This is a genomic window from Helicobacter pylori (assembly GCF_002832345.1).
GTDB lineage: Bacteria > Campylobacterota > Campylobacteria > Campylobacterales > Helicobacteraceae > Helicobacter > Helicobacter pylori_CP.
In genome coordinates, this window is record NZ_PHLZ01000001.1 from 35,129 (window position 1) to 55,256 (window position 20,128).

Genomic DNA, 20,128 nt, shown 5'->3' on the forward strand with positions numbered 1-20,128 from the left:
AGCGAATTTTCAAGCTTTATTAAGAATTTCTTCTAAAACCAGAGCGATTTTTTCAAAATCTTTTTCATTCAGGCTAAAGACTTCAAAACACACAAATTCGCATGAAATTCTTGTAATAACGCCTTTTTGAAAAAGCCTTAAATAAAGTTTCTCACCATTTAAAGCGCGGGTGTTTTTGGGCTGGATTTTCACGCAAAAGGATTCTAATTCCCTACCAAACAAATTCCCTATTTTAGAAAAGCTAGAGGCTATGCTCACATTCAATTCTAAAGGCTTTAAAAGGGCGTAGAGTTTGAGGGCTTTTTGCAATAAGGCGTCTTTAGTTTGGTTTAGTAACGCATGGATTGTGATTTCTTCTTGATGATTGACCCATGCGTTTAGGCTGTGAAAAAGCAAGGTGAGCGTGATTTTATCCGCTCTCAAGGCTCTATAAAGGGGGTGGTTTTTTAACATTTCAACCCATTCTTTTTTCCCCATAATAATGCCGGCTTGTGCGCTGTTAAAGGATTTATCCGCACTAAAGCTTAAAAGCGATGGTTTTAGAGCTAAAATTTCTTCTAAAGCCGTTCTGTTTAACAAATCCACATCCCCTAAATTGTAATAATCTATCAAACCATGCTCTTTGGCTAGGGCTTGCAAATCTTTAAAGGGCGTGTCTTTTTTGAAAGCGGGGTTGTGGGTTTTAAAGAGCATTTTGCTGTTTTCATTCAAGGCCAAGCGGTAATCCCTTAAATAAGCGCGACTGGTATTCCCCACTAAATGCAGCCTAGCCCCACTACTCAATAAAATATCTTTAAGGTTAAAATTCCCCCCCACTAATTCGCCATAAGAAACAACGATTTCTTTTTCTTGCGCTAAAGCGTTAGCGATGAGGAATATCGCGCTGGTGTTGTTATTGACAATTAAAATTTCTTCAGCGTTAAAACACGCCTTAAAAAGCTGTTTTAAAGGGGTTAAGCGGTTCTTTTTTTTAGCGGTGTTGAGATCGCATTCTAAATCAATGGGTTGGGTTAAAACTTCTTTTAAATAAGGTTCAATTTTTTCATAAAATTGCGGGCTAAAAAACGATCGCCCATGATTTTCATCAAAAACGCTCGCGCTCGCATTGATGATTTTTTGATAAGGGCTTTTCAAAAGATCCAGGGTTATTTCAAGCGTTTCTTTAGCCATAGTGAAGCGCGTTTGATTCCTTTTTTGAGTTAAAATAAAGCGTTATCTTAAACTAAACTCGCTAAATTTTTAATAAAACTACTTTTTTAAAATCCTTAGGAGCATCTTAATGAGTTTATTGAGTGAGCGGAACTTTTTCCATAGAGTTTGGCGGTTTCTATAGGGCTTTTTCATGTTTGTTTCCATGTTCAAAATTCAAAAAGAAATCCTAAGATTTCTTTCATTTTAGAACTGATAGGATACCTCAAAACGCGCGTTAAATCCAGGAGCCGGGAGCGCCATGCGCTTGCCTTTGGGGATCATATCGCTCGCTGGAGCGTCCGCGCTCGCTTGAAACACAGAAGTTTGATCCACATATTGCTTGTTTAAGATATTGTTAAACACGGCTGAAATCCTTAAACCCTGCCATTTTTTAGAAGGCGGAGTCCAATTGATAAAGACATTATGCACGCCATACCCAGGTTTATGGATTTTGATCAAGCCGTATTGCGGGTAGTAGATAGAATAGCCCTCATAATACATGTTAGTTACAAAGCGTGAGAGCCAGGTTAAAGTAAGCCCCCATCTGCGAACATCATAATCGGCTTTTAAGATAAACACATTCCCAGTCGTTGCAGCTAGAGCGTAAGTGTCCGCTAATAAATGCCCCCTAGCCGTTGGCCAAGAGCGAGCCACTGAGAAAGTCCCTAAGAAATTCTTATACCTCACATTCCCTGAAACTTCATAACCATAAATATTAATGGTTTCGGGCAAATTCCCTGACATGTTTTTTGCGGTCGCGTTACCTCCGCCATTTTTAGAAGTGTCTTGCCCGTAGCTGTTGATGAAGTTATTGATGACTTGATAGAACGCTGCCCCGCGCACATTGAAATACTTGCTGTTGAAATCCACATTGAATTCCACATTTTGACCGATTGATGGGCGTAAATTCCTTTGATAAATCACCGTAGGATCGCGCATCAAAACGCCATCGCCAGGCAAAGCCCCCTTAGTTACATACGCATAACTCACTTTCAAGCCAATGCTTTCAATGGGGTTATAAAGCACGGTTGCAGAAGGCGAGAAACCAGAAGTTACATGCGTGCGGCCGTTTTTGTCCAGCAAGGTGTAAATATCATAACGAGTTCCCGCACCCACGATCACATTGCTTAAAATATTGTAGTTCGCTTGCATAAACCCTCCGATGATATTCCCGATCGCATGCGAATTTTGGGGCATGTTACGATAGAGCGGGTTAGGGGTGTTGAGATTTTGAGGGTATTGAGAGCTTTGATCGGTGTAGTAATGGCGGTAAGGCAAGCCCGGCCCATTAGGGTCGTTAGGATCAATATTGTTTTTATAATAGCCGTTTTTGCCTTTATCCAATCCAGAGAAAACGCTCAGGTTTTGATAAATCATGCCGTATTCAAACACATTCCCATAATCTTCGCTAATGGGGTGGGTTACTTTAAAATTAACGCCCGAGTTGATTAAGAAAATCCTTCTGGCTAAAGTCCCCTCAGCGTCCGCATTCCCTAAAGTCCAATCGTTTGCGCTAGGGTTTTGAGCGTTAGGGGGGGTCATGTCATAATCAGGATTTTTAGGGACAAGCCCATGATAGACATTCGCGCTTGCAGAAAGCATAGTAGCGTTAAGCTGCCCATACCCTGCTTGCGCCCCTCCACTAGAATCGCTATCCCCTTGCCAATTAATAGAGTTAGGTACGCCATAGCCTATTTGATACCCTCCATTATAAGGCCTGATAGCCCCTTGCGTGCATTGGCTGATATTATCCGGGTTATTACACCACTCTCTCACCTCAGGGATATAATCCGGGTTAGCCGGCTCGTTAGAATTGTAAGCGAAAGGATTCACCACAGGGTTATAATTGCCCCCCCTTACCCCTAAAAAGGCGGTGGATTCAACGCGCGGTTGGTTAAAATTAGGGCCGCCTTCATGCTTGTATTTCAGACTCAAATTGTGGTTGAAGTTAATGGTATGGGCTAATTCTTTCCCAAAGTCAATCACAAAGGGGGCTGGCTGGCTTCCTGGGTCGTTGGCTTTGGAGAGAGCTGAAGTGGTGTTAGGCCGTAAAAGCCTTGTAGAATTGTCTCGTGTGAGGTTGTAGCTCACGCTAATGCTATCGGTTTCGTTGATATAGCCATTAATTTTAGCTAAAACGCTATTGACTTCGCTCGGAGTCCCTACGCTCATATCGCTATTACTTGGATCTTGTAAATCGTAGTTAGGGTGGAAGACATTCCTAAAAGCGTTGTTCCCGTCTCTATAGTAAAAAATATTTTGATGGTTGTAATAAGCGAGTATGTCCCAATTCTTCCCACGATAGGCCGCCGTAGCGTTCATGCGATACCCAAAGTTGGTATAAAAGGCCGCTTCCGCTTTAGCCCCATAAGTTTGATTCTTTCTTAAGAAGTCGTTAGCGTCAATCGTGGTGAAAGACAATTTACCCGCCACCGCGCCAGGGCCTGCTGAAGCGTTCGCCGCTCCCTTAATCACTTCCACTTCTTTAATCATGTTAGGATCGATCACGGTGTTAGCGTCATGGTGGAAAATGTTACCATTTTGGGCGACGCCATCTATGGTTACCCTTAAAAGACGGCTCTCAATCCCCCTAACATAGATCTTTTGCGCCATCAAGCCCCCACTAGCCACATTCACATCCGCTCGAGTCCTAAAAATATCACGGACTTGGTTGCTTTGGCGTTGTTGGAGTTCTTTTCTGTCAATATACATTTTATTGTTGTATTCAAAAGTCCTTTCACCCTTAGTGGTTACCTTACCCAAAGTGTGGGTATTTTCTTGAGCTTGCAAACTGCTAGCGACAATACAAGAGACAAACACGATACGAAATTGATTTCTAAGCATTTCTTTTAGCCTTTTTATTTACTTTTTTCTAAAAATTTAGTCAAGCTTTGAACCTAAGGTTATTATTACATTATTCTATTTAATAATACCTTAAATTTGTTTTAGGATTAAGAAAATACCAAGAAAAATGTGATTAAAAAAAGTTTTAGCATTTTACTGAGCGGCTGATTACTGAGCGGCCGAATCGATCACTATGCGTGAAGAAGCGCTACTGATCTCTCTTAAAAAAGTTTGAGAAGACACATTGATTTCAGCGTTCTGGCGGAAAATATCGCTTGGTTGGTTGCTCTGGCGTTCTTCTAAATCATGGCGTTTGATGATAATGGTATTCCCCCATTGAAAAGGCCTGTAAGCGCGCTTTTTTTTAATGATAAAATGAGGTTCCAAATTTAAAAATTGCGCGTAACTGGGGAAATATAGCGACTCTAGTAAAGGGTTTATGGGGTGCGCTTTTAAAACCATAAGGAGGAAAAAGAGGCTAAAGATTGGTTTCATAGTAAATTTTCACGCTCGCCCCCACTTGAGAATGGGGAGAAATTTCTAACTTGCTGATTTTCAAATAAAGCTCAGAGATTTCACTATAGCGCGTTTTTAAAACATGGCTTAAATCTTTCAAGGCGTCTTCAATGAGTAAGTATTGTTTTTCTCGCATGGTGTTTTGAATGATTTCTTGGATTTCCATGTAGTCTAAATAAGCCTTATTGGGTAATTCCGTGTAGAAAAGATCCAAATTTACGCTTATTTTTTGGGGTTTTAAGCGTTCAAATTCTAAAATCCCCAAAATCGTTTCAAACACCAAGTTATGGACATGAACGCCTTGTTTAGTTTTCATAAGACTTTCTTTTCCTTGCCGGCTAATAAATTAAAAATATTGCCCGCATGCTTGATAAGGGTAAAAATAAAAATAAGCACCATCGGCGTTTGCGTGCCGACTTCTTTAAGGATATTGACGCTATCTGGGATATGCATATAAGGCACAAAAAAGATAAGAACAGTCGCTGTGCCTACCCCTAAAATGCTAGCGAGTGAAGAGATTTTAAGCACCTTACCCACAAAAAACCACACCACTAAACCGATCAGGCTTTCAATAGGGATGAGCAACACCACAGAACCCATGATTGTAGAAACGCCCTTACCTCCATTGAAATTCAAAAAAGGCGAATAACAATGCCCTAAAATGCTAGCGATAGCGACCATCCATTGCAAACTATAATCCAACCCAAACAATTTGCTCAAAAACACCGCAAACATGCCTTTGAATAGATCCAAGATTAAGACTAATAAGGCCATTTGTTTAGCGTTACTCACGCTCTTACTTTGTAAAGCGCGTAAGACATTCGTCGCGCCAATGCCCCCCGATCCGATCTTAGTAATATCCATGCCGTAAAAGATTTTCATTAACGCATAGCCAAAAGGAATCCCCCCAATCAAATAACCCAAAAGGGTGAAAATCACATTGATATTGGTTAGGAAATTTAAAACGCTTTCCATAAATACCCTTTCAAATAAAATAGCGATCATTATAACATGTTGCTTTTTAAGTGAAAGCGTTAAGTTGTTAGGGTATAGTGGCTTAAAAATTTTAGGATATTGAGAATGCTTGAATCTTCTAGCCATTTTTTAAAATCGTTTCGCTTGAAGCGTTATATAGGGTTTTTATTGATTTCTTTAGCGCTACTAGTCACGCCCTTTGTTCGCATTGATGGGGCGCATTTGTTTTTGATCTCCTTTGAGCATAAGCAACTGCATTTTTTAGGCAAGATCTTTAGCGCTGAAGAATTGCAAGTCATGCCTTTTATGGTTATTTTGCTTTTTATAGGGATTTTTTTCATCACCACTAGCCTTGGGCGTGTGTGGTGCGGTTGGGCTTGCCCACAAACCTTTTTAAGGGTGCTTTATAGAGATGTGATTGAAACTAAGATTTTCAAACTCCATAAAAAGATCAGCAACAAACAAGAAAGCCCTAAAAACACCCCAAGCTATAAGATGCGTAAAGCGTTGAGCGTTTTATTGTTCGCTCCTGTTGTGGCGGGGCTAATGATGTTGTTTTTCTTTTATTTCATCGCCCCTGAAGACTTTTTTATGTATCTTAAAAACCCTAGCGAGCATCCTGTTGCTATGGGTTTCTGGCTTTTTAGCACGGCTGTGGTGCTATTTGATATAGTGGTGGTTGCGGAGCGTTTTTGCATTTATTTATGCCCTTACGCTAGGGTGCAATCGGTGTTGTATGACAATGACACCTTAAACCCTATTTATGATGAAAAGCGCGGCGGAGCGCTTTATGACAAGCAAGGCCATCTCTTTCCCTTACCCCCCAAAAAACGCAACCCAGAAAACGAATGCGTGAATTGTTTGCATTGCGTTCAGGTTTGCCCCACGCATATTGATATTAGAAAGGGCTTGCAATTAGAATGCATCAATTGCTTAGAATGCGTGGATGCATGCACGATTACCATGGCTAAATACAACCGCCCTTCACTCATCCAATGGTCTTCAACTAACGCCATTAATACGCGCCAAAAAGTGCGCCTAGTGCGTTTAAAAACGATCGCTTACATGGGGGTTATCGCTATTGTAATAGCTCTTTTAGCCATCACTTCGTTTAAAAAAGAACGCATGCTCTTAGACATTAACCGCAACAGCGATCTGTATGAATTGCGTTCTAGTGGGTATGTGGATAACGATTATGTGTTTTTATTCCACAACACGGACAATAAAGACCATGAGTTTTATTTCAAAATTTTAGGGCAAAAAGACATTCACATCAAAAAGCCTTTAAATCCTATTGCGATTAAAGCCGGACAAAAGATCAAAGCGGTAGTGATTTTAAGAAAACCCCTAAAGGGTAACGCCACAGAATACAAGAGCGCTAGAGACGCTTTAATCCCTATCACAATACAAGCTTATAGCGCAGACGATAAGAACATTACGATAGAAAGGGAATCGGTGTTTATTGCGCCTAGTGAAGATTGAAGCCTAAAACTAGCGCTCAATCACTTCATAAGGCAAGCCTTGTTTGATCAATTCTTCCATAAAGGGATCGGTGTTTAATTCTTCTATGTTAAACACCCCGGCCCTAAAATGATCCGCACTCCAAGTGTCATTACAAATCATTTTAGCCGCGCACATCGCTGGCACGCCGGTGGTGTAGCTTATGGCTTGCGAACCCACTTCTTCATAGCATTTTTTATGATCGCACACATTGTAAATATAGAGCGTTTTGTCTTGGTTGTTTTTAATGCCGGTCATATAGCACCCGATGTTGGTTTTACCGGTGGTGTCTTTAGCCAGAATCGCTGGATCAGGAAGCAAGGTTTTTAAAAATTGTATCGGCACGATTTTTACGCCTTGATGCTCTATTTCTTTAATACCTAGCATGCCGACATTTTCTAAGCATTTCATGTGGGTTAAATAATTTTGAGAGAAAGTCATAAAAAACCTCGCCCTTCTCAAGCCCTTAATGTTTTTGACTAACGATTCCAATTCTTCATGGTATAAAAGATACGAATCCATTTCGCCAATCTGCGGGTAAGCCCACACTTGCTTGATTTCTAAGGGCTTTGTTTCAATCCATTTGCCGTTTTCATAATAACGCCCTTTAGAACTGACTTCTCTCAAATTGATTTCAGGGTTAAAATTCGTAGCAAAAGGGCGTTTGTGATCCCCAGCGTTGCAATCTAAAATATCTAAAGTGTGGATAGTGTCAAAATGGTGTTTTTGAGCGTGAGCGACATAAGCGTTCGTAACGCCCGGATCAAACCCAGCCCCTAAAATCCCTAAAATCCTTGCTTCTTTATAGGCCCTATCAAACGCCCATTGCTCTTTGTATTCAAACTTCGCTAAATCCGGGTGCTCGTAATTGGCGGTATCAATGTAATGCGTTTTAGTCTCTAAACATGCTTGCATGATCGTTAAATCTTGATAGGGTAAAGCCACATTAACAACGACTTTAGGCTTGTATTTTTGGATTAAAGCGACTAAGGCTTGCGTATCGTCTGCATCCACTTGCTCAACGCCAATTTCCCCCAAACCCTTTTTGAGCATGCTTTCTTTAATCGCATGGCATTTGTCTAAGCTCCTGCTCGCTAAAATGATATTTTTAAACACATCTCTGTTCATGCCCATTTTGTGTGCTACCACACTGCCTACGCCACCAGCTCCAATTTGTAATACTGTATGCAAGGAACACCTACTTTCTAACTGATCTCGTTCTTTTAGGGGGGTATTATATTATAATAAGATAAATTTGATTAATAAGGATGCAGGCTTGCAAGAAATTAAGTTGGATATTTATGCCACTTTGGTGTGCATGGTTTTAGTGCTACTTTTGGGGCGTTATGTGATTTCTAAAGTCAAGTTTTTACGAGATTATGATATTCCAGAGCCTGTTGTGGGCGGGGTTTTAGTCGCTTTTTTTATCATGTTAGCGCGTCAATTTTACAATTTTGGCTTGCAGTTTGATTCTTCTTTAAAAGATCCTTTAATGCTGACTTTTTTTATCACCATTGGTTTGAGCGCGGATTTCAAATCTTTACAAAAAGGCGGCAAAATGCTTGCGGTCTTTTTGCTGGCTGTGGCGGGGTTTGTGGTGTGCCAAAATGCAGTGGGGATTTCTATCGCTAGCCTTTTAGGGGTCAATCCTTTAATGGGGCTTTTAGGGGGATCTATTGCTTTAGTGGGAGGGCATGGCACTAGCGCGGCATGGGCTAATTTTTTCACCCAACCACCTTATAATTTTAGCTCTAGCTTAGAAGTGGGCATGGCGTGCGCGACTTTTGGCTTGGTGAGTGGGGGGATTATTGGAGGGCCTGTCGCTAAATATTTGATCTCAAAATACAAACTAGAGCCTAAAGACACTAAAGAAAAAGACACTTTAGAGGGCGTGGTGTCTAAAGGCTTTGAAACCCCTAAAGAGCAACGCCTGATCACCGCATCCAGTTTTGTAGAAACTTTAGCTTTGATTGCGATCGCTTTATTAGTGGGGACTTTTTTATCGCACTTGATGCCTAAAAGTTTCACTTTGCCGACTTTTGTGTGGTGTTTGTTTGTGGGGGTTATTTTAAGAAACGCCTTGTCGTTTTTTAAGATCCATAGCGTGTTTGACAGAGAGGTTTCAGTCATAGGGAATGTGAGTTTGAGCCTGTTTTTAGCCTACGCTTTAATGAGCGTGAATTTATTGGAATTGTTAAAACTCGCTGTGCCGTTAGCGGTTATTTTGAGCGTTCAAGTGGCGGTTATGATCCTTTATGTGGTGCTTGTAACCTTTAGGGTATGCGGGAAGGATTATGATGCGGCGGTGTTGTGCGCGGGGCATTGCGGTTTTGGGCTTGGAGCGACTCCAACGGCTATGGTGAATATGCAAACCATCACCAACCACTATGGGCCATCGCATGTAGCGTTTATCGTTGTGCCTTTAGTGGGGGCGTTTTTTGTTGATATTATTAACGCTTTAGCGATTAAAGGCTTTTTGCTCTTGCCTTTTTTCCCGTCATGAGACTTTATGAAAGTTTATTAGAAATTTGCTTGAATAAGGCGTGGGAGCATCAAACCCTAGCCTTAGAAAACCCAAGCGTGGCTTGCATGGTGTTAGATAAAAACCATGAGATCTTGAGTTTAGAAACCCACAAAAAAGCCAAAACCTCGCATGCAGAAGTCTTAGCCGCCAAATCAGCGTTGAAGATTTTGCGCCCCCATTTAAAAAGCGACTTAGAAAAATTAGAAGATCCTAAAATTTTAAGCGATTTTTTAAAAACACGCCACGATAACGCTTTTAGAGACTGCGTTTTTTTAATCACCCTAGAGCCATGCAATTCTTATGGCAAAACCCCGGCGTGCAGCGGGTTGTTAGAAATTTTAAAGCCTAAAAAAGTGATCATTGCCGCAGAAGAAAACGAAGCGAAAAAAGGGGGTTTAGCAAGGCTACAAAAGGCTCATATTGAAACAATGATTTGTCATAATTTAGAAAACAAGGCTAAGGATTTGCTCTTGCCTTTTAGGATAATGGAACAAAAGGGGCGTTTCAATTTGTTCAAACTCGCTTTAAGGATGAATGGGGATTATTATCATGGCAAGATCACCGGGCAAAAAAGCGTGATTTTCACGCACAACCAGCGAGCGGTATGTGACACGCTCATCATTTCTGGGAAAACCATAAGAACGGACAACCCCTTATTAGACGCTCGCTTTTGCGATAGCTTTTATCAAGGTAAAAACCCCAATATCGCTATTTTATCCAAGCGCTCAATTAGCCCCAATTCAAAAGTTTTTTCTGCGCCCAATCGTTTGGTTAATACTTTCAACAACCCTAAAGATTTACCCCTAGAGAAAGGGTTTAATTTCATTGAAGGGGGGTGGGGATTGTTTGAGAGCTTGAGGGATAAAATTGATGCACTGCTTTTGCATTCGCATGCGTCTATGATTGGCGAAGCGTTTAATACGCTCGCTCTAAAAACCCCTTTTAAGGGGCGGTTGTTGCATGCGCAAATCTTAGAAAATGAAGCCCTTTTATGGATAGAAAACTCTTAAGATTATACCAGCCCTTAAACGCTTATTCTTACAATAGCGATTCGCTTTTTTTATACGATTTTTCACGCCCTTTTATCAAAAATAGCGGCGCGATTTTAGACATAGGCTCAGGGTGTGGGGTTCTAGGCTTGCTCTGCGCCAGAGACAACCCGCTAGCGAGCGTTCATTTAGTGGAAAAGGATAGCAAAATGGCGTTTTGCTCCCAAAAAAACGCCCTTAAATTCCCTAACGCTCAAGTGTTTGAGGGCGATTTTTTAGATTTTAACCCTCCGATTTTGTATGATGCGATTGTGTGCAACCCTCCTTTTTATGCCTTAGGCTCTATTAAATCTAAAAACAAAGGGCATGCGAGACACCAGAGCGAATTAGACTTCGCTTCTTTAATGGCTAAAGTGAAAAAATGCTTAAAACCTAAAGGGTATTTTATTTTTTGCTATGAAGCCTTGTCGCTTTGCTTGGTCATAGAGGGTTTAAAAAGCGTTAAGCTCACGCTAGAGGCTTTAAGGTTTGTCCAAAGTTTTAAAGACAAAAACGCCCATTTGATGCTTGGAGCGGCTAGGAATAATTCCAAAAGCGCTCTAAAAGTCTTACCCCCTTTAATCACGCACCATTCCAAAAACCAAAGCGACAACACCAAAGAAGTTCTAAGCATCTATCAAACCTGTAACACTTATTCTATCAAAGTGCTTCTCAATTAGTGCCCAATCAATTAAGGATTCAAAAATGAAATGTTCGCATTGCCAGTTGGAGTTTAAAGAAAGTGAGCTTTTTAAAGAGGTGATCAATCATAAAGAATTGTATTTTTGCTGCACGGGGTGCGCTAGGGTGTATGCGTTGTTGTTAGATTTGAATTTAGAGAGCTTTTATGACAAATTAAACGATTCCACTTTAGCCCCTGTAACGCCCCAAGATTCAATGAACGCTTTAGAATTAGAACAGGCCCTTGAAGAAAACAATAAGGGCGATTTTATCCTCAATCTTTTGCTAGAAAAAACGCATTGTAACGCTTGCTTGTGGCTCAATCAAAAGGTTTTAGAGCGCTTAAAGGGGGTTAAAAAAGTGAGCGTGAATTTCACCACCCACCATTTACAAATCGTGTTTGATAAGTCCTTAGACCCTAAAGAGATCGTTCAAAAAATTGAGAGTTTGGGTTATGGGGCTAAAATTTATAACGTAAAAAATTACGCTCTAAAAGCCCAAAAAGAGCAGCGCTCCTACTTGCTCACTTTGAGCGTGGGGTTTTTTGCCACCATGAATTTGATGTTTATTGCAATTGCCAAATACGCAAGTTATGGTGGCGCAAATTATGGCGCTGGCATGGATAAGCTTATGCAAAGGAATTTGGATCTCGTATCGCTCTTTTTAAGCTTGTTGGTGTTAGTGGTTGTGGGGCGTTTTTTTATTAAGGGGGCGTTTTACGGGCTAAAAAATGGCGTTTTGGGCATGGATTTGAGCGTGTCTTTTGGAGCGTTATCGGCGTTTGTTTATTCCGTTTATGCCATGCTGGTGTCCAAAGAGACTTATTTTGAAGCGAGCAGCACGATTTTAACGCTTGTTTTTGGCTCTAAGTTTTTGGAATTAAAAGCCAGGCTGTTTGCGAATGAAAAATGTCTGGCCCTAGAATCGCATGAAATCCATAGCGTGATTGTTGTAGAAAATGGCAAGCAGATAGAAAAACACCCTAAAGATGTGGCGATAGGCTCTGTTGTTTGGGTGCCAAGCGGGGCTAAAATCGCTTTAGATGGCGTGCTTTTAAATAACGCGAGCGTGGATGCATCTTTGATCAGCGGGGAGTTTAAACCTTTGGAATTGGGGGTTAATGATCCAATTTTAGGGGGTTATGTGAATGTGGGCGTGCCTTTTAGCTATCAAGTGAGTGCAACTTTTCAAAACTCACGCCTTTCTAGTTTGTTAGAAACTTTAAAAAAGAGTTTTTTAGAAAAGCCCTTAATTGAGAGCAGCGCGAATAAAATTGCGGATATTTTTTCTAAAGCGGTGTTGTTTTTAGCCTTTATAAGCTTTTTGTTATGGCAATTTGGTTTGGGGGGTGGTTTTGAAAAAGCCTTAATGGTGTGTATTAGCGTGTTAGTCATCAGCTGCCCTTGCGCGTTCGCTTTAGCTACGCCCATTGCGCTAGTGATAGGGGTGTTTAAAAACCCTTTGATCGTGTTTAAAGAAGCGTTGTTTTTAGAAACTCTGGCTAAAGTGAAAAAAATCTTTATAGACAAAACCGGCACTCTCACGCAAAAAGAAGTTCTTTTAAAAGAAAAAATCATTTATGAAGAATTTGATGAAAGGCTTTTAAAGAGCCTTTTAAAAACTAGGGAGCATTTAGCCCATAACGCGATTCTTAAAACATTAGATGGCGATGAGGTTGATTTAGAAAAGATAGAGTTTTTCGCTCATGGCTTAAAAGCGAATTATCAAAACGAAACTTTGCTAGTGGGGAGTTTGAAATTTTTAAAATCCATGGGGGTTGATTTAAAGGTCAAAGAGAGCGCTAATATCATGGTAGGCTTTGCGAAAAACAAGACCTTATGCGCATTATTCATTTTAGAAGAGCGTTTGAAAGCTAACGCTAAAGAAGTCATTCAGGCTTTACAAAATCAAGGTTTAGAATTAGAAATTTTAAGCGGGGATAATGAAAGCTCGGTTAAGGAGTGCGCGAAAAAATTAGGGATTTCTAAGTATCATGCCCATTTGACCCCTGAAGATAAGGCTCAAATCGTCAGCTCTTATCAGGGCGTGTGCGCGATGATAGGCGATGGCAATAATGACGCGCTAGCCTTAAAAAAAGCGAGCGTTTCTTTGGGGTTTGAAAAAAGCGCTTTGAGTAAAAGCGCATGCGATATTTTGCTTTTAGAAGAGGATTTGAGTTTGCTAGAAAAAGCGTTTCATAACGCTCAAAAAGTCTATCAAGTGGTGTTGCAAAACATTGTTTTGAGCTTGATTTATAACGCTATTTTAATCCCGGTCGCCATGCTAGGATACATCAACCCTTTAATAGCGAGTTTGAGCATGAGTGCTAGCTCGCTCTTAGTGGTTTTAAATTCTTTAAGGTTGAAACGCTCTTAAACAAACCACATCGTTTTGGCTAAAATGGCGATTAAAAAGCCAAAAGTTAGAGCGATAGGGTGGATATATTTACCAATAGGGTTTTTCTTACCCAAAAACTTACACGACAAAGAAAAAAGCACCAAAAGAAAAATGCTTAACGCTAAGATCACTTTAAGCATGAGTATTTTTTGAAAAGGGGTTTCACACCAGCCTTTATCGCCCCCCATGTATTGACTAAGCATCATGCCCCCTGTTAAAACAAGCCCTAAAACGCATAAGGGCATGATTTTGATCGCTCTTTGAGTGATTCCTGTATTCGCTTTATTGGCAAACTCTTCGCCAAACATTTTCTTCACATTGGGGAAAATCACCCCATCAAAAAACAAGTAGCCAATAAAAATAATGGCACACAATAAATGAACAACCAACACATAAGGATAAATCGCATCCATTTAAAATCCTTTATTCATGGGAAAATTAAAGAGTTTTTAATCTACTATAAAAGGGTTTTATTGTCAAGTATCCCACTATTATGGGAATTTTAGGGGTTGTTTTTGTTTGACTTTTAAGATTGCAATTAGCTATAATAAAATAATTAAAAAAGTAATACTTAAGCGGAGACCCTAGAGAGTGATGCTCAATTTTATGACAAAGAAGAAAAATAGAATGCAAGATTGCAAAATGGTTTGTAAAAATTTTAATCGTAAGGAATCTGTTTTGATAGCTCAATCTTTAGATATTTCTAAAAAAGGCTCGGTAATTTTAGGCGCTCTTTTGAGTTCGTTATGGCTGACAAACTCCTTAAATGCCCATGAAAAGAATGGCGCGTTTGTGGGGATTAGCTTGGAAGTGGGTAGGGCTGATCAAAAGACCAACGCTTATAGAAACGGCGAGTTGTTTCAAGTGCCTTTTGGAGATGTTTCGGCTAATGATGATGGCAAAGTTCCTGACGGGCAGACCGGTGGCTGTCAGCCAGCTTCAGGGACGCCAGGAACGCCAGGCTACACTAAAGCTAACTGCGTGGTCAATTGGACTTCTCGCACCATGCTAAGCACCAATAAAAGCATTCCTGGCCGTAACCAGCCGATGTATGGGCTAGGCGTGATGACAGGCTATAAGCATTTTATCGGCAAAAAAAGGTGGTTTGGGTTGCGTTATTATGGCTTTTTTGATTATGGGCATACCAATTTCTCTAACTCCAGGGCTGCTAACGCCATATCGCCTTTTTATTTGAGCGATCAAAAAGCAGACATGTATACTTATGGTTTTGGCACAGACATGCTTTTTAATATTATAGACAAGCCTAAAGCCACGGCCGGGTTTTTTCTAGGCGTGAATTTTGCGGGTAACACTTGGACTAATAATCGTGTGGGGTATTTTAAGGACGGGTATGTTTATGGCGTCAATACGGACGCTGACGCTTACATGACTAACGCTGATGGCACAATCACTTGTGGGGACACGACGCCGGCGAGTTGTAATGTGGGGATTAACCCTAATAGCGTCTATACCACAGGAAAATTAAACGCTAAAGTGAATAACACGATCTTCCAATTTTTAGTGAATGTGGGCATTAGGACTAATATTTTTGAACACCATGGCATTGAGTTTGGTATCAAAATCCCCACGCTCCCTAATTACTTTTTCAAAGGCTCTACCACTATCAAAGAGCAAAGCCAAGGTCCGTTAAAAGACGGCAAACCAACCACTATCACGGGAGCAGAAACCAATTTCAGCTTGACCCAAACCTTACGCCGTCAGTATTCTATGTATTTGCGCTATGTTTATACTTTTTAAGTTTGGTAGGGTTTTTAGGCAGGGCTTATAGCTTATATATGGATATATGAAAGCTTGATTTGTCAAGCTTTAGGGTTGTCATTGAGCTGTAATAACTCTGTGCTATTTTCTACTTTTTTGATAAAATCATTAACAGCATAACAACATATATTAATATTGTCTTTGAATTGGGCAAATTTTGCATATTCTTTGGCATCATCATGGATATTTGGAGCTACAAAAACACTAAATTTTTCTCTAATATCAGTGCTATTTTTAATCAATTCTTTTAAATGTCTGGCAATAGGTATCATTTCCAAGGTACTTTGACTTCTATCTCTAATCAAGCTCACTTCTACATAACTTTGGGCTTTTGTATCCATAGCTACAATATCAGGTTTGTTACCGCTTGCTGTGTATACGGGCAAGCCTTCATCATCGCTTTTATAATTGGGTATCACGCTTAAATTTTCAAAATGTTGTTTCAAGAAAATAGCGCTTAAAAATTCCAAGCGTAAAGGTTTATCAATGAGTCTTAAAAAACTATCTTTTGATTCTTGCTTGTTACAAGTAATGAGTAATTCTTGCTTGATAAAATCTTTAGTATAAGTGTTTGCTAGTTCATTCAATTTGCTTGATTTAACGCTCTCATCAGCACTGATTGGAGTAACACTAACAAGAAAGCTATCCACGATCGCCATGTAGTTAAAAAAGGCGAGTTTGTTAGCTTGAGTGTCGTTTAAATAATCCCCTTTAAAAGTCTTATGAGTTTGTAAAATGTAATCTATTTTATTATTTTCATTAGTATTAATATCAATAAACCTACCATTACCACGCAATGAAATAAGTCCTGTAATACGCATTTTTCTAATGTATTCATCAACGGCTTCGTTAGTGATTTGGCTCATTTTAAATCGTATTTTATTGGTGCTTTCTAAAAGTTTTAGGCATTTTTCATAAATAAATTCATCTGAGTAACTGAATTCTGTTTTATTGATAGCAACGATTTCTTGTCTTAAACGAATAATGTAGTCATAAAGCCCATTAGCGTTATCGTCTTTCCAACAAAGTAAAATAGGGATTTCTTTGACAGATAGGGGAGTTAGATGGGCATTTTTGAGTCGTTTTAAAAGCGAGAGCAATAGTTTGAAGGGGTTGTTATGGTTTAAGTTCTTTTTATAAGGGTTTCCTACTTCATATTTAGACAGAGCGTTTAAAAATATAGCCCCAACTACGCTTTCATCAACGCTTTCTTTAAAAGCATCGTTTTCTTTATCGTAATAAGCAAGAATAAGCATCTTAGCGCTATCGCTGATGAGTATTTTCTCATATTTTGCATAGTAGCAAAAACCAAACTCACACATAAGCTTATACCAAGTGTCAAACCGACTTTCCCATCCATGCTCAAAGCCCATTTCTTTATGCTGTTGTGGGGATATTTCTATAATGCGTTCTAACTCTTCATCGCTAAAGACATATTCATTGGAGTCAAATTTTTCTTTCAATTCTTTATTTTGATTGATAGAAGTAGGCCTATAAAGCCTATGAGCCAAAACGGATTTGATAATTTGCATGATTGTTGAAGATTTAAGGATTTGATTTTCAAACTTTCCTAAAACAGCTAAAAATTGTCCTATTCTTTTAGGGTTTCGCATAGTGGTTGAAAAGCTTAAAATTTTTCGTGCCGGTTTTTTAGTCATAATTAATTACCTATAATTAGTTACAAAGATTTCTTGACTATCTTCTTTAATAGTATTGTCATTATAACTGATATAATTACTTTTGATATTAAAAATATAATATTTTTTAGCCCATTCTTTTAAAATAAAATTAGTCTCTCCCTTGTGATAAACAAGATTGGTTATACCAAATAAAACTCCCTTTTTATCTAGGCTATCTAAAACACCATATAAGGCTATCTCATTATCGCTATCCCATAACTTGTTGTATTCACTATTGGAGATTAAATAAGGGGGGTCAAAATAAACATAATCATCTTTTAAATAAGTGGTGTGGTTAAGGAAATCAATATAATCATCATTGTGAAAAATAATGGTGTTTTGTTGCATAAAATCTATGTAGTTTTTTAGGGCATTATAAACATTTTCATTAAAATCTACATTACCTACAGGTAAATTAAAAAGCCCTTTAGAATTAAATCTAATCATGTGATTAAACCCATAAATTAAAAGTAAATACAAATAGAGCATGTTGTTTTGATTGGAGTTAAAATCAGCCCTTAGTTTTTCATAAGCTATTTTATTGTATTTGGCGTAGTAAGTTTTTATATATTGTTTTTTTAATTCATCAGGGGCCGTAATCCCCTTAAAAGAGAAAGACAAGCCATAATGAATGATGATTTTAGACAATTCATCAAAAAGCTCACAAGTATTGAACTTGCTTAAAGTTTTATGTAAATTGATAATATTGGTATCTATGTCGTTAGCTAAGTATCTTTTAGCCTTAGTGTTTAAAAACACGCTACCCCCACCCACAAAAGGCTCAATAAATTGATTAATGTTATTTGGGAATAGCTTATTGAGTTGTGGCATGAGTTTATATTTATCCCCTACATAGAAAAAGGGAGAACGAATGCCTTTTTTCAAGGTTTCACTTCCACTATAAATAAAAATTCTTTATGCTCTTTAAAATCAGTTTTTCCTGAATTAAAAAAACTATGAGCCTTTTCTTTAACGCTTAATTTTCCTTTTTGGCTTAAAATTTCCACTAAATCTTTAAAGCCTATTTTATTTTGCGAAGAGCTAGACTTAGAATTATAGGTATTATTATAAGTTAAAGCAATCCTTTTACAATCTAGTTTTTCAATTAAATCGCTCAATTCTTTCTTGGCATTAGAGCGACAATATTCGCTCATGTTCTCGCATGATGGCTTTAAAGCTGTTCCATAGAGTTTGGGTTTTTTCCACTGCACCAAGTTTTCATAGAGATGATAAAACCGGCTGTATTGCCTTGAATTGTATGGAGGGTCAATAAAGACTAAGTCTATTTTTAAGGTTTTAGCCAATTCGTTAGCGTTTTTTCTCTCTATCATGATATTTTTATCATGCTTTATAGGGTTAATAAGCTCAAAAATAAATCTATCTTGCAAAATCTCTTTTTTCCTATAAGCTTCATAATGCCCTACTGTGTTAGCTATTTTATCCATTGAATAAATCAAGCTTGTTAATAAAATATCTTTATTTAATTTATCTAAATTCAAGCTTTCTATATGCTCTCTAATGCTACCGATTTTGACGCAATCTTTATAGCTGAAAAATTTGTCGCTAAAATGTTGGCTAAAATAATTTTCTTCTAGCTTTAAAGCTTGAGTATAATATTCTTTCAGCTCTTTAAGCACCTTAAAATCAGCGTCTTGCCCCCTAAAAAAAGCATGATAAATGATTTCATTAGAAAATAAAATATCGTTTATAATAATGTTTTTAACATTAGGAATAGTGGCAAATTGACCAGCCACTACCCCACTTCCGGCAAAAATATCGCACACGCTTTTGATATTATTTAATTTTAAATTCCCAAATACCCACTCTATAAGCTTGGTTTTTGAGCCGATATACCGGCGGTTTTTTAGATTAAATCTTTCCACTAGCCACCTTTAAACTAAGAGAACAAAACCACTTAGTAACATATAAGATTTAAAAATCACAACCTCTTATTAAGCTTTTTAAAATACCAAAGACTGAGGGCTAAGAATACGAAAAAGGGCGATAGAACGCCTATTTCAGGAATGAGTATCCCTGAAATGCTGAACTTCCCTAAAGCAAAGAATAGCCCCCAAACAACGAGCGTGATAATGATAAACTTTAGCCCTAAAAGAGCCAGGTTTTCATAGCGGGCGAGACTGGGCGAAAAATAAGCGATTAAAACGCTTAAAAACGGCACAAAAAAGGGCAAAATCGCAAACACATACAAAAACGAGCGCACTTTTTTCGTGTCTGCGTTTTGGCGCACTAAAGCATGCAAGGATAAAAGAGCGTCTGTGATAGAAACCGCGGGCTTGTTTTGATAAATGGTGTCTAAAACTTTAGGACGGAAATTTTTGAGCGTTTTAAAGGTTTTTAAACGCGTGGTGTTTAAGGAGTTTGCGCCCAGTTCAAAGCTCAAGGGCATCTCATAGATAGTAGTGTCATGCAAGATCCAATACTTGTCTTCAAAAAAAGCTTCTTTAGCTTCAGCGTAAGATTCCAATGTCTTATCTTTTAGGCGAAAAACCTTGATATTTTGGGCTTTTTGCAATAAGGGATTAATCTTATCAAAATACACATAATCATCGTTATATTTCACTAACAAATGCTCTGAGACGCTCAAAGAATTGTCTTTATAGATTAAATTTTGCGTTTTTTCTTCCATATACACAAAAGGAGTCGCATTCAACCCCACATAAACAGCCGTGAAAAATAAGCTAATCAAAAAAATAGGGCTTAAAATCTGGCATTTGGAAAAGCCAATGGAGAGCAGGGCGGTGTATTGGTTGGATTTAATGAAGGTGATGTAAAATAAAACCATCGCCAAAAGCAAGGAAATGGGCAAGGTGTAATTGAGGGCGAATAAAATATCATAGGTGAAAAATAAAATGATCATGTTCGCAGAATCAGGCATTTTATCGGCGTATTTCAAGCTGTCAATGCCTACAAAAAACAATTCCAAAGCCAAAAGCACGATTAAAAAGTATTTGAAATAATACCACCCCACAAATCTAAACAAACGCACTTTAAAC

At 38.7% G+C, this 20,128-nt stretch carries 17 protein-coding genes; 6 read left to right on the plus strand and 11 right to left on the minus strand.

The genetic code is table 11. The annotated features are described in order from the left end of the window. Nucleotides 1-9 precede the first annotated feature (9 nt). From CXY28_RS00180 to plsY, 5 genes are all read right to left on the minus strand, one after another. Complete coding sequence (locus tag CXY28_RS00180) at nt 10-1,170, minus strand: aminotransferase class V-fold PLP-dependent enzyme (protein WP_100979097.1); 1,161 nt, start codon at nt 1,168-1,170, stop codon at nt 10-12. A gap of 225 nt (nt 1,171-1,395) precedes the next feature. After that, nucleotides 1,396-4,035, minus strand: coding sequence for a TonB-dependent receptor domain-containing protein (locus CXY28_RS00185; RefSeq protein WP_100979098.1), 2,640 nt, complete (start codon nt 4,033-4,035; stop codon nt 1,396-1,398). A gap of 168 nt (nt 4,036-4,203) precedes the next feature. After that, nucleotides 4,204-4,530 carry an iron-regulated protein gene (locus tag CXY28_RS00190; RefSeq protein ID WP_100979099.1) on the minus strand — a complete coding sequence of 109 codons (327 nt, stop codon included), beginning with the start codon at nt 4,528-4,530 and terminating at the stop codon, nt 4,204-4,206. Next, on the minus strand, nt 4,514-4,867 hold the full coding sequence (locus CXY28_RS00195; RefSeq protein WP_100979100.1) for a FolB domain-containing protein: 354 nt from the start codon (nt 4,865-4,867) through the stop codon (nt 4,514-4,516). The genes CXY28_RS00190 and CXY28_RS00195 overlap by 17 nt, the downstream gene beginning before the upstream one ends. Beyond that, nucleotides 4,864-5,526, minus strand: coding sequence for a glycerol-3-phosphate 1-O-acyltransferase PlsY (gene plsY / locus CXY28_RS00200; protein ID WP_232779966.1), 663 nt, complete (start codon nt 5,524-5,526; stop codon nt 4,864-4,866). Before plsY ends, CXY28_RS00195 begins: the two co-directional genes overlap by 4 nt. A gap of 105 nt (nt 5,527-5,631) precedes the next feature. Between plsY and ccoG the strand changes: the two genes are divergently transcribed. Next, on the plus strand, nt 5,632-7,008 hold the full coding sequence (ccoG, locus tag CXY28_RS00205; RefSeq protein ID WP_100979102.1) for a cytochrome c oxidase accessory protein CcoG: 1,377 nt from the start codon (nt 5,632-5,634) through the stop codon (nt 7,006-7,008). Nucleotides 7,009-7,017: 9 nt separating this feature from the next. Here the strand turns inward: ccoG and CXY28_RS00210 are convergent, their stop codons facing one another. Next, the gene (locus tag CXY28_RS00210; protein WP_100971483.1) at nt 7,018-8,217 is read right to left on the minus strand and encodes a saccharopine dehydrogenase family protein; all 1,200 of its coding nucleotides are present in this window, start codon (nt 8,215-8,217) and stop codon (nt 7,018-7,020) included. An 85-nt stretch (nt 8,218-8,302) separates the two neighbouring features. On the opposite strand from CXY28_RS00210, the gene gltS reads away from it, so the two are divergent. The 4 genes from gltS to CXY28_RS00230 are packed head-to-tail and all read left to right on the plus strand — an operon-like array spanning nt 8,303 to nt 13,635. Beyond that, nucleotides 8,303-9,529, plus strand: coding sequence for a sodium/glutamate symporter (gltS, locus tag CXY28_RS00215; protein ID WP_015643627.1), 1,227 nt, complete (start codon nt 8,303-8,305; stop codon nt 9,527-9,529). Next, entirely contained in the window at nt 9,526-10,560 is a 1,035-nt protein-coding gene (locus CXY28_RS00220) for a dihydrofolate reductase family protein (protein ID WP_100979103.1), read from the plus strand. Before gltS ends, CXY28_RS00220 begins: the two co-directional genes overlap by 4 nt. Next, entirely contained in the window at nt 10,542-11,258 is a 717-nt protein-coding gene (locus CXY28_RS00225; protein ID WP_100979104.1) for a tRNA1(Val) (adenine(37)-N6)-methyltransferase, read from the plus strand. The genes CXY28_RS00220 and CXY28_RS00225 overlap by 19 nt, the downstream gene beginning before the upstream one ends. Nucleotides 11,259-11,283: 25 nt before the next feature. Further along, nucleotides 11,284-13,635, plus strand: coding sequence for a heavy metal translocating P-type ATPase (locus CXY28_RS00230; protein ID WP_100979105.1), 2,352 nt, complete (start codon nt 11,284-11,286; stop codon nt 13,633-13,635). On the opposite strand, the gene CXY28_RS00235 is transcribed toward CXY28_RS00230, so the two are convergent. Then, entirely contained in the window at nt 13,632-14,069 is a 438-nt protein-coding gene (locus tag CXY28_RS00235) for a CopD family copper resistance protein (protein WP_000338876.1), read from the minus strand. The two genes, CXY28_RS00230 and CXY28_RS00235, sit on opposite strands and share 4 nt — an antisense overlap. A 181-nt stretch (nt 14,070-14,250) precedes the next feature. Between CXY28_RS00235 and CXY28_RS08875 the strand changes: the two genes are divergently transcribed. Then, entirely contained in the window at nt 14,251-15,414 is a 1,164-nt protein-coding gene (locus tag CXY28_RS08875; RefSeq protein WP_198542577.1) for an outer membrane protein, read from the plus strand. A gap of 62 nt (nt 15,415-15,476) precedes the next feature. Here the strand turns inward: CXY28_RS08875 and CXY28_RS00245 are convergent, their stop codons facing one another. Genes CXY28_RS00245 through CXY28_RS00260 form a run of 4 tightly spaced genes read right to left on the minus strand, consistent with a single transcriptional unit; the run spans nt 15,477 to nt 20,121 of the window. Beyond that, nucleotides 15,477-17,093: an AlwI family type II restriction endonuclease gene (locus tag CXY28_RS00245; RefSeq protein ID WP_050826129.1), complete on the minus strand. Its 1,617-nt coding sequence runs from the start codon at nt 17,091-17,093 to the stop codon at nt 15,477-15,479. Between the two features lie 6 nt (nt 17,094-17,099). After that, nucleotides 17,100-17,999, minus strand: a complete 900-nt coding sequence (locus tag CXY28_RS00250) for a Dam family site-specific DNA-(adenine-N6)-methyltransferase (protein WP_015643621.1) — start codon at nt 17,997-17,999, stop codon at nt 17,100-17,102. Beyond that, nucleotides 17,996-18,997, minus strand: a complete 1,002-nt coding sequence (locus tag CXY28_RS00255) for a DNA adenine methylase (RefSeq protein WP_050826130.1) — start codon at nt 18,995-18,997, stop codon at nt 17,996-17,998. Before CXY28_RS00255 ends, CXY28_RS00250 begins: the two co-directional genes overlap by 4 nt. A gap of 56 nt (nt 18,998-19,053) precedes the next feature. Next, nucleotides 19,054-20,121: an LptF/LptG family permease gene (locus CXY28_RS00260; RefSeq protein ID WP_100979107.1), complete on the minus strand. Its 1,068-nt coding sequence runs from the start codon at nt 20,119-20,121 to the stop codon at nt 19,054-19,056. Nucleotides 20,122-20,128: the final 7 nt, after the last annotated feature.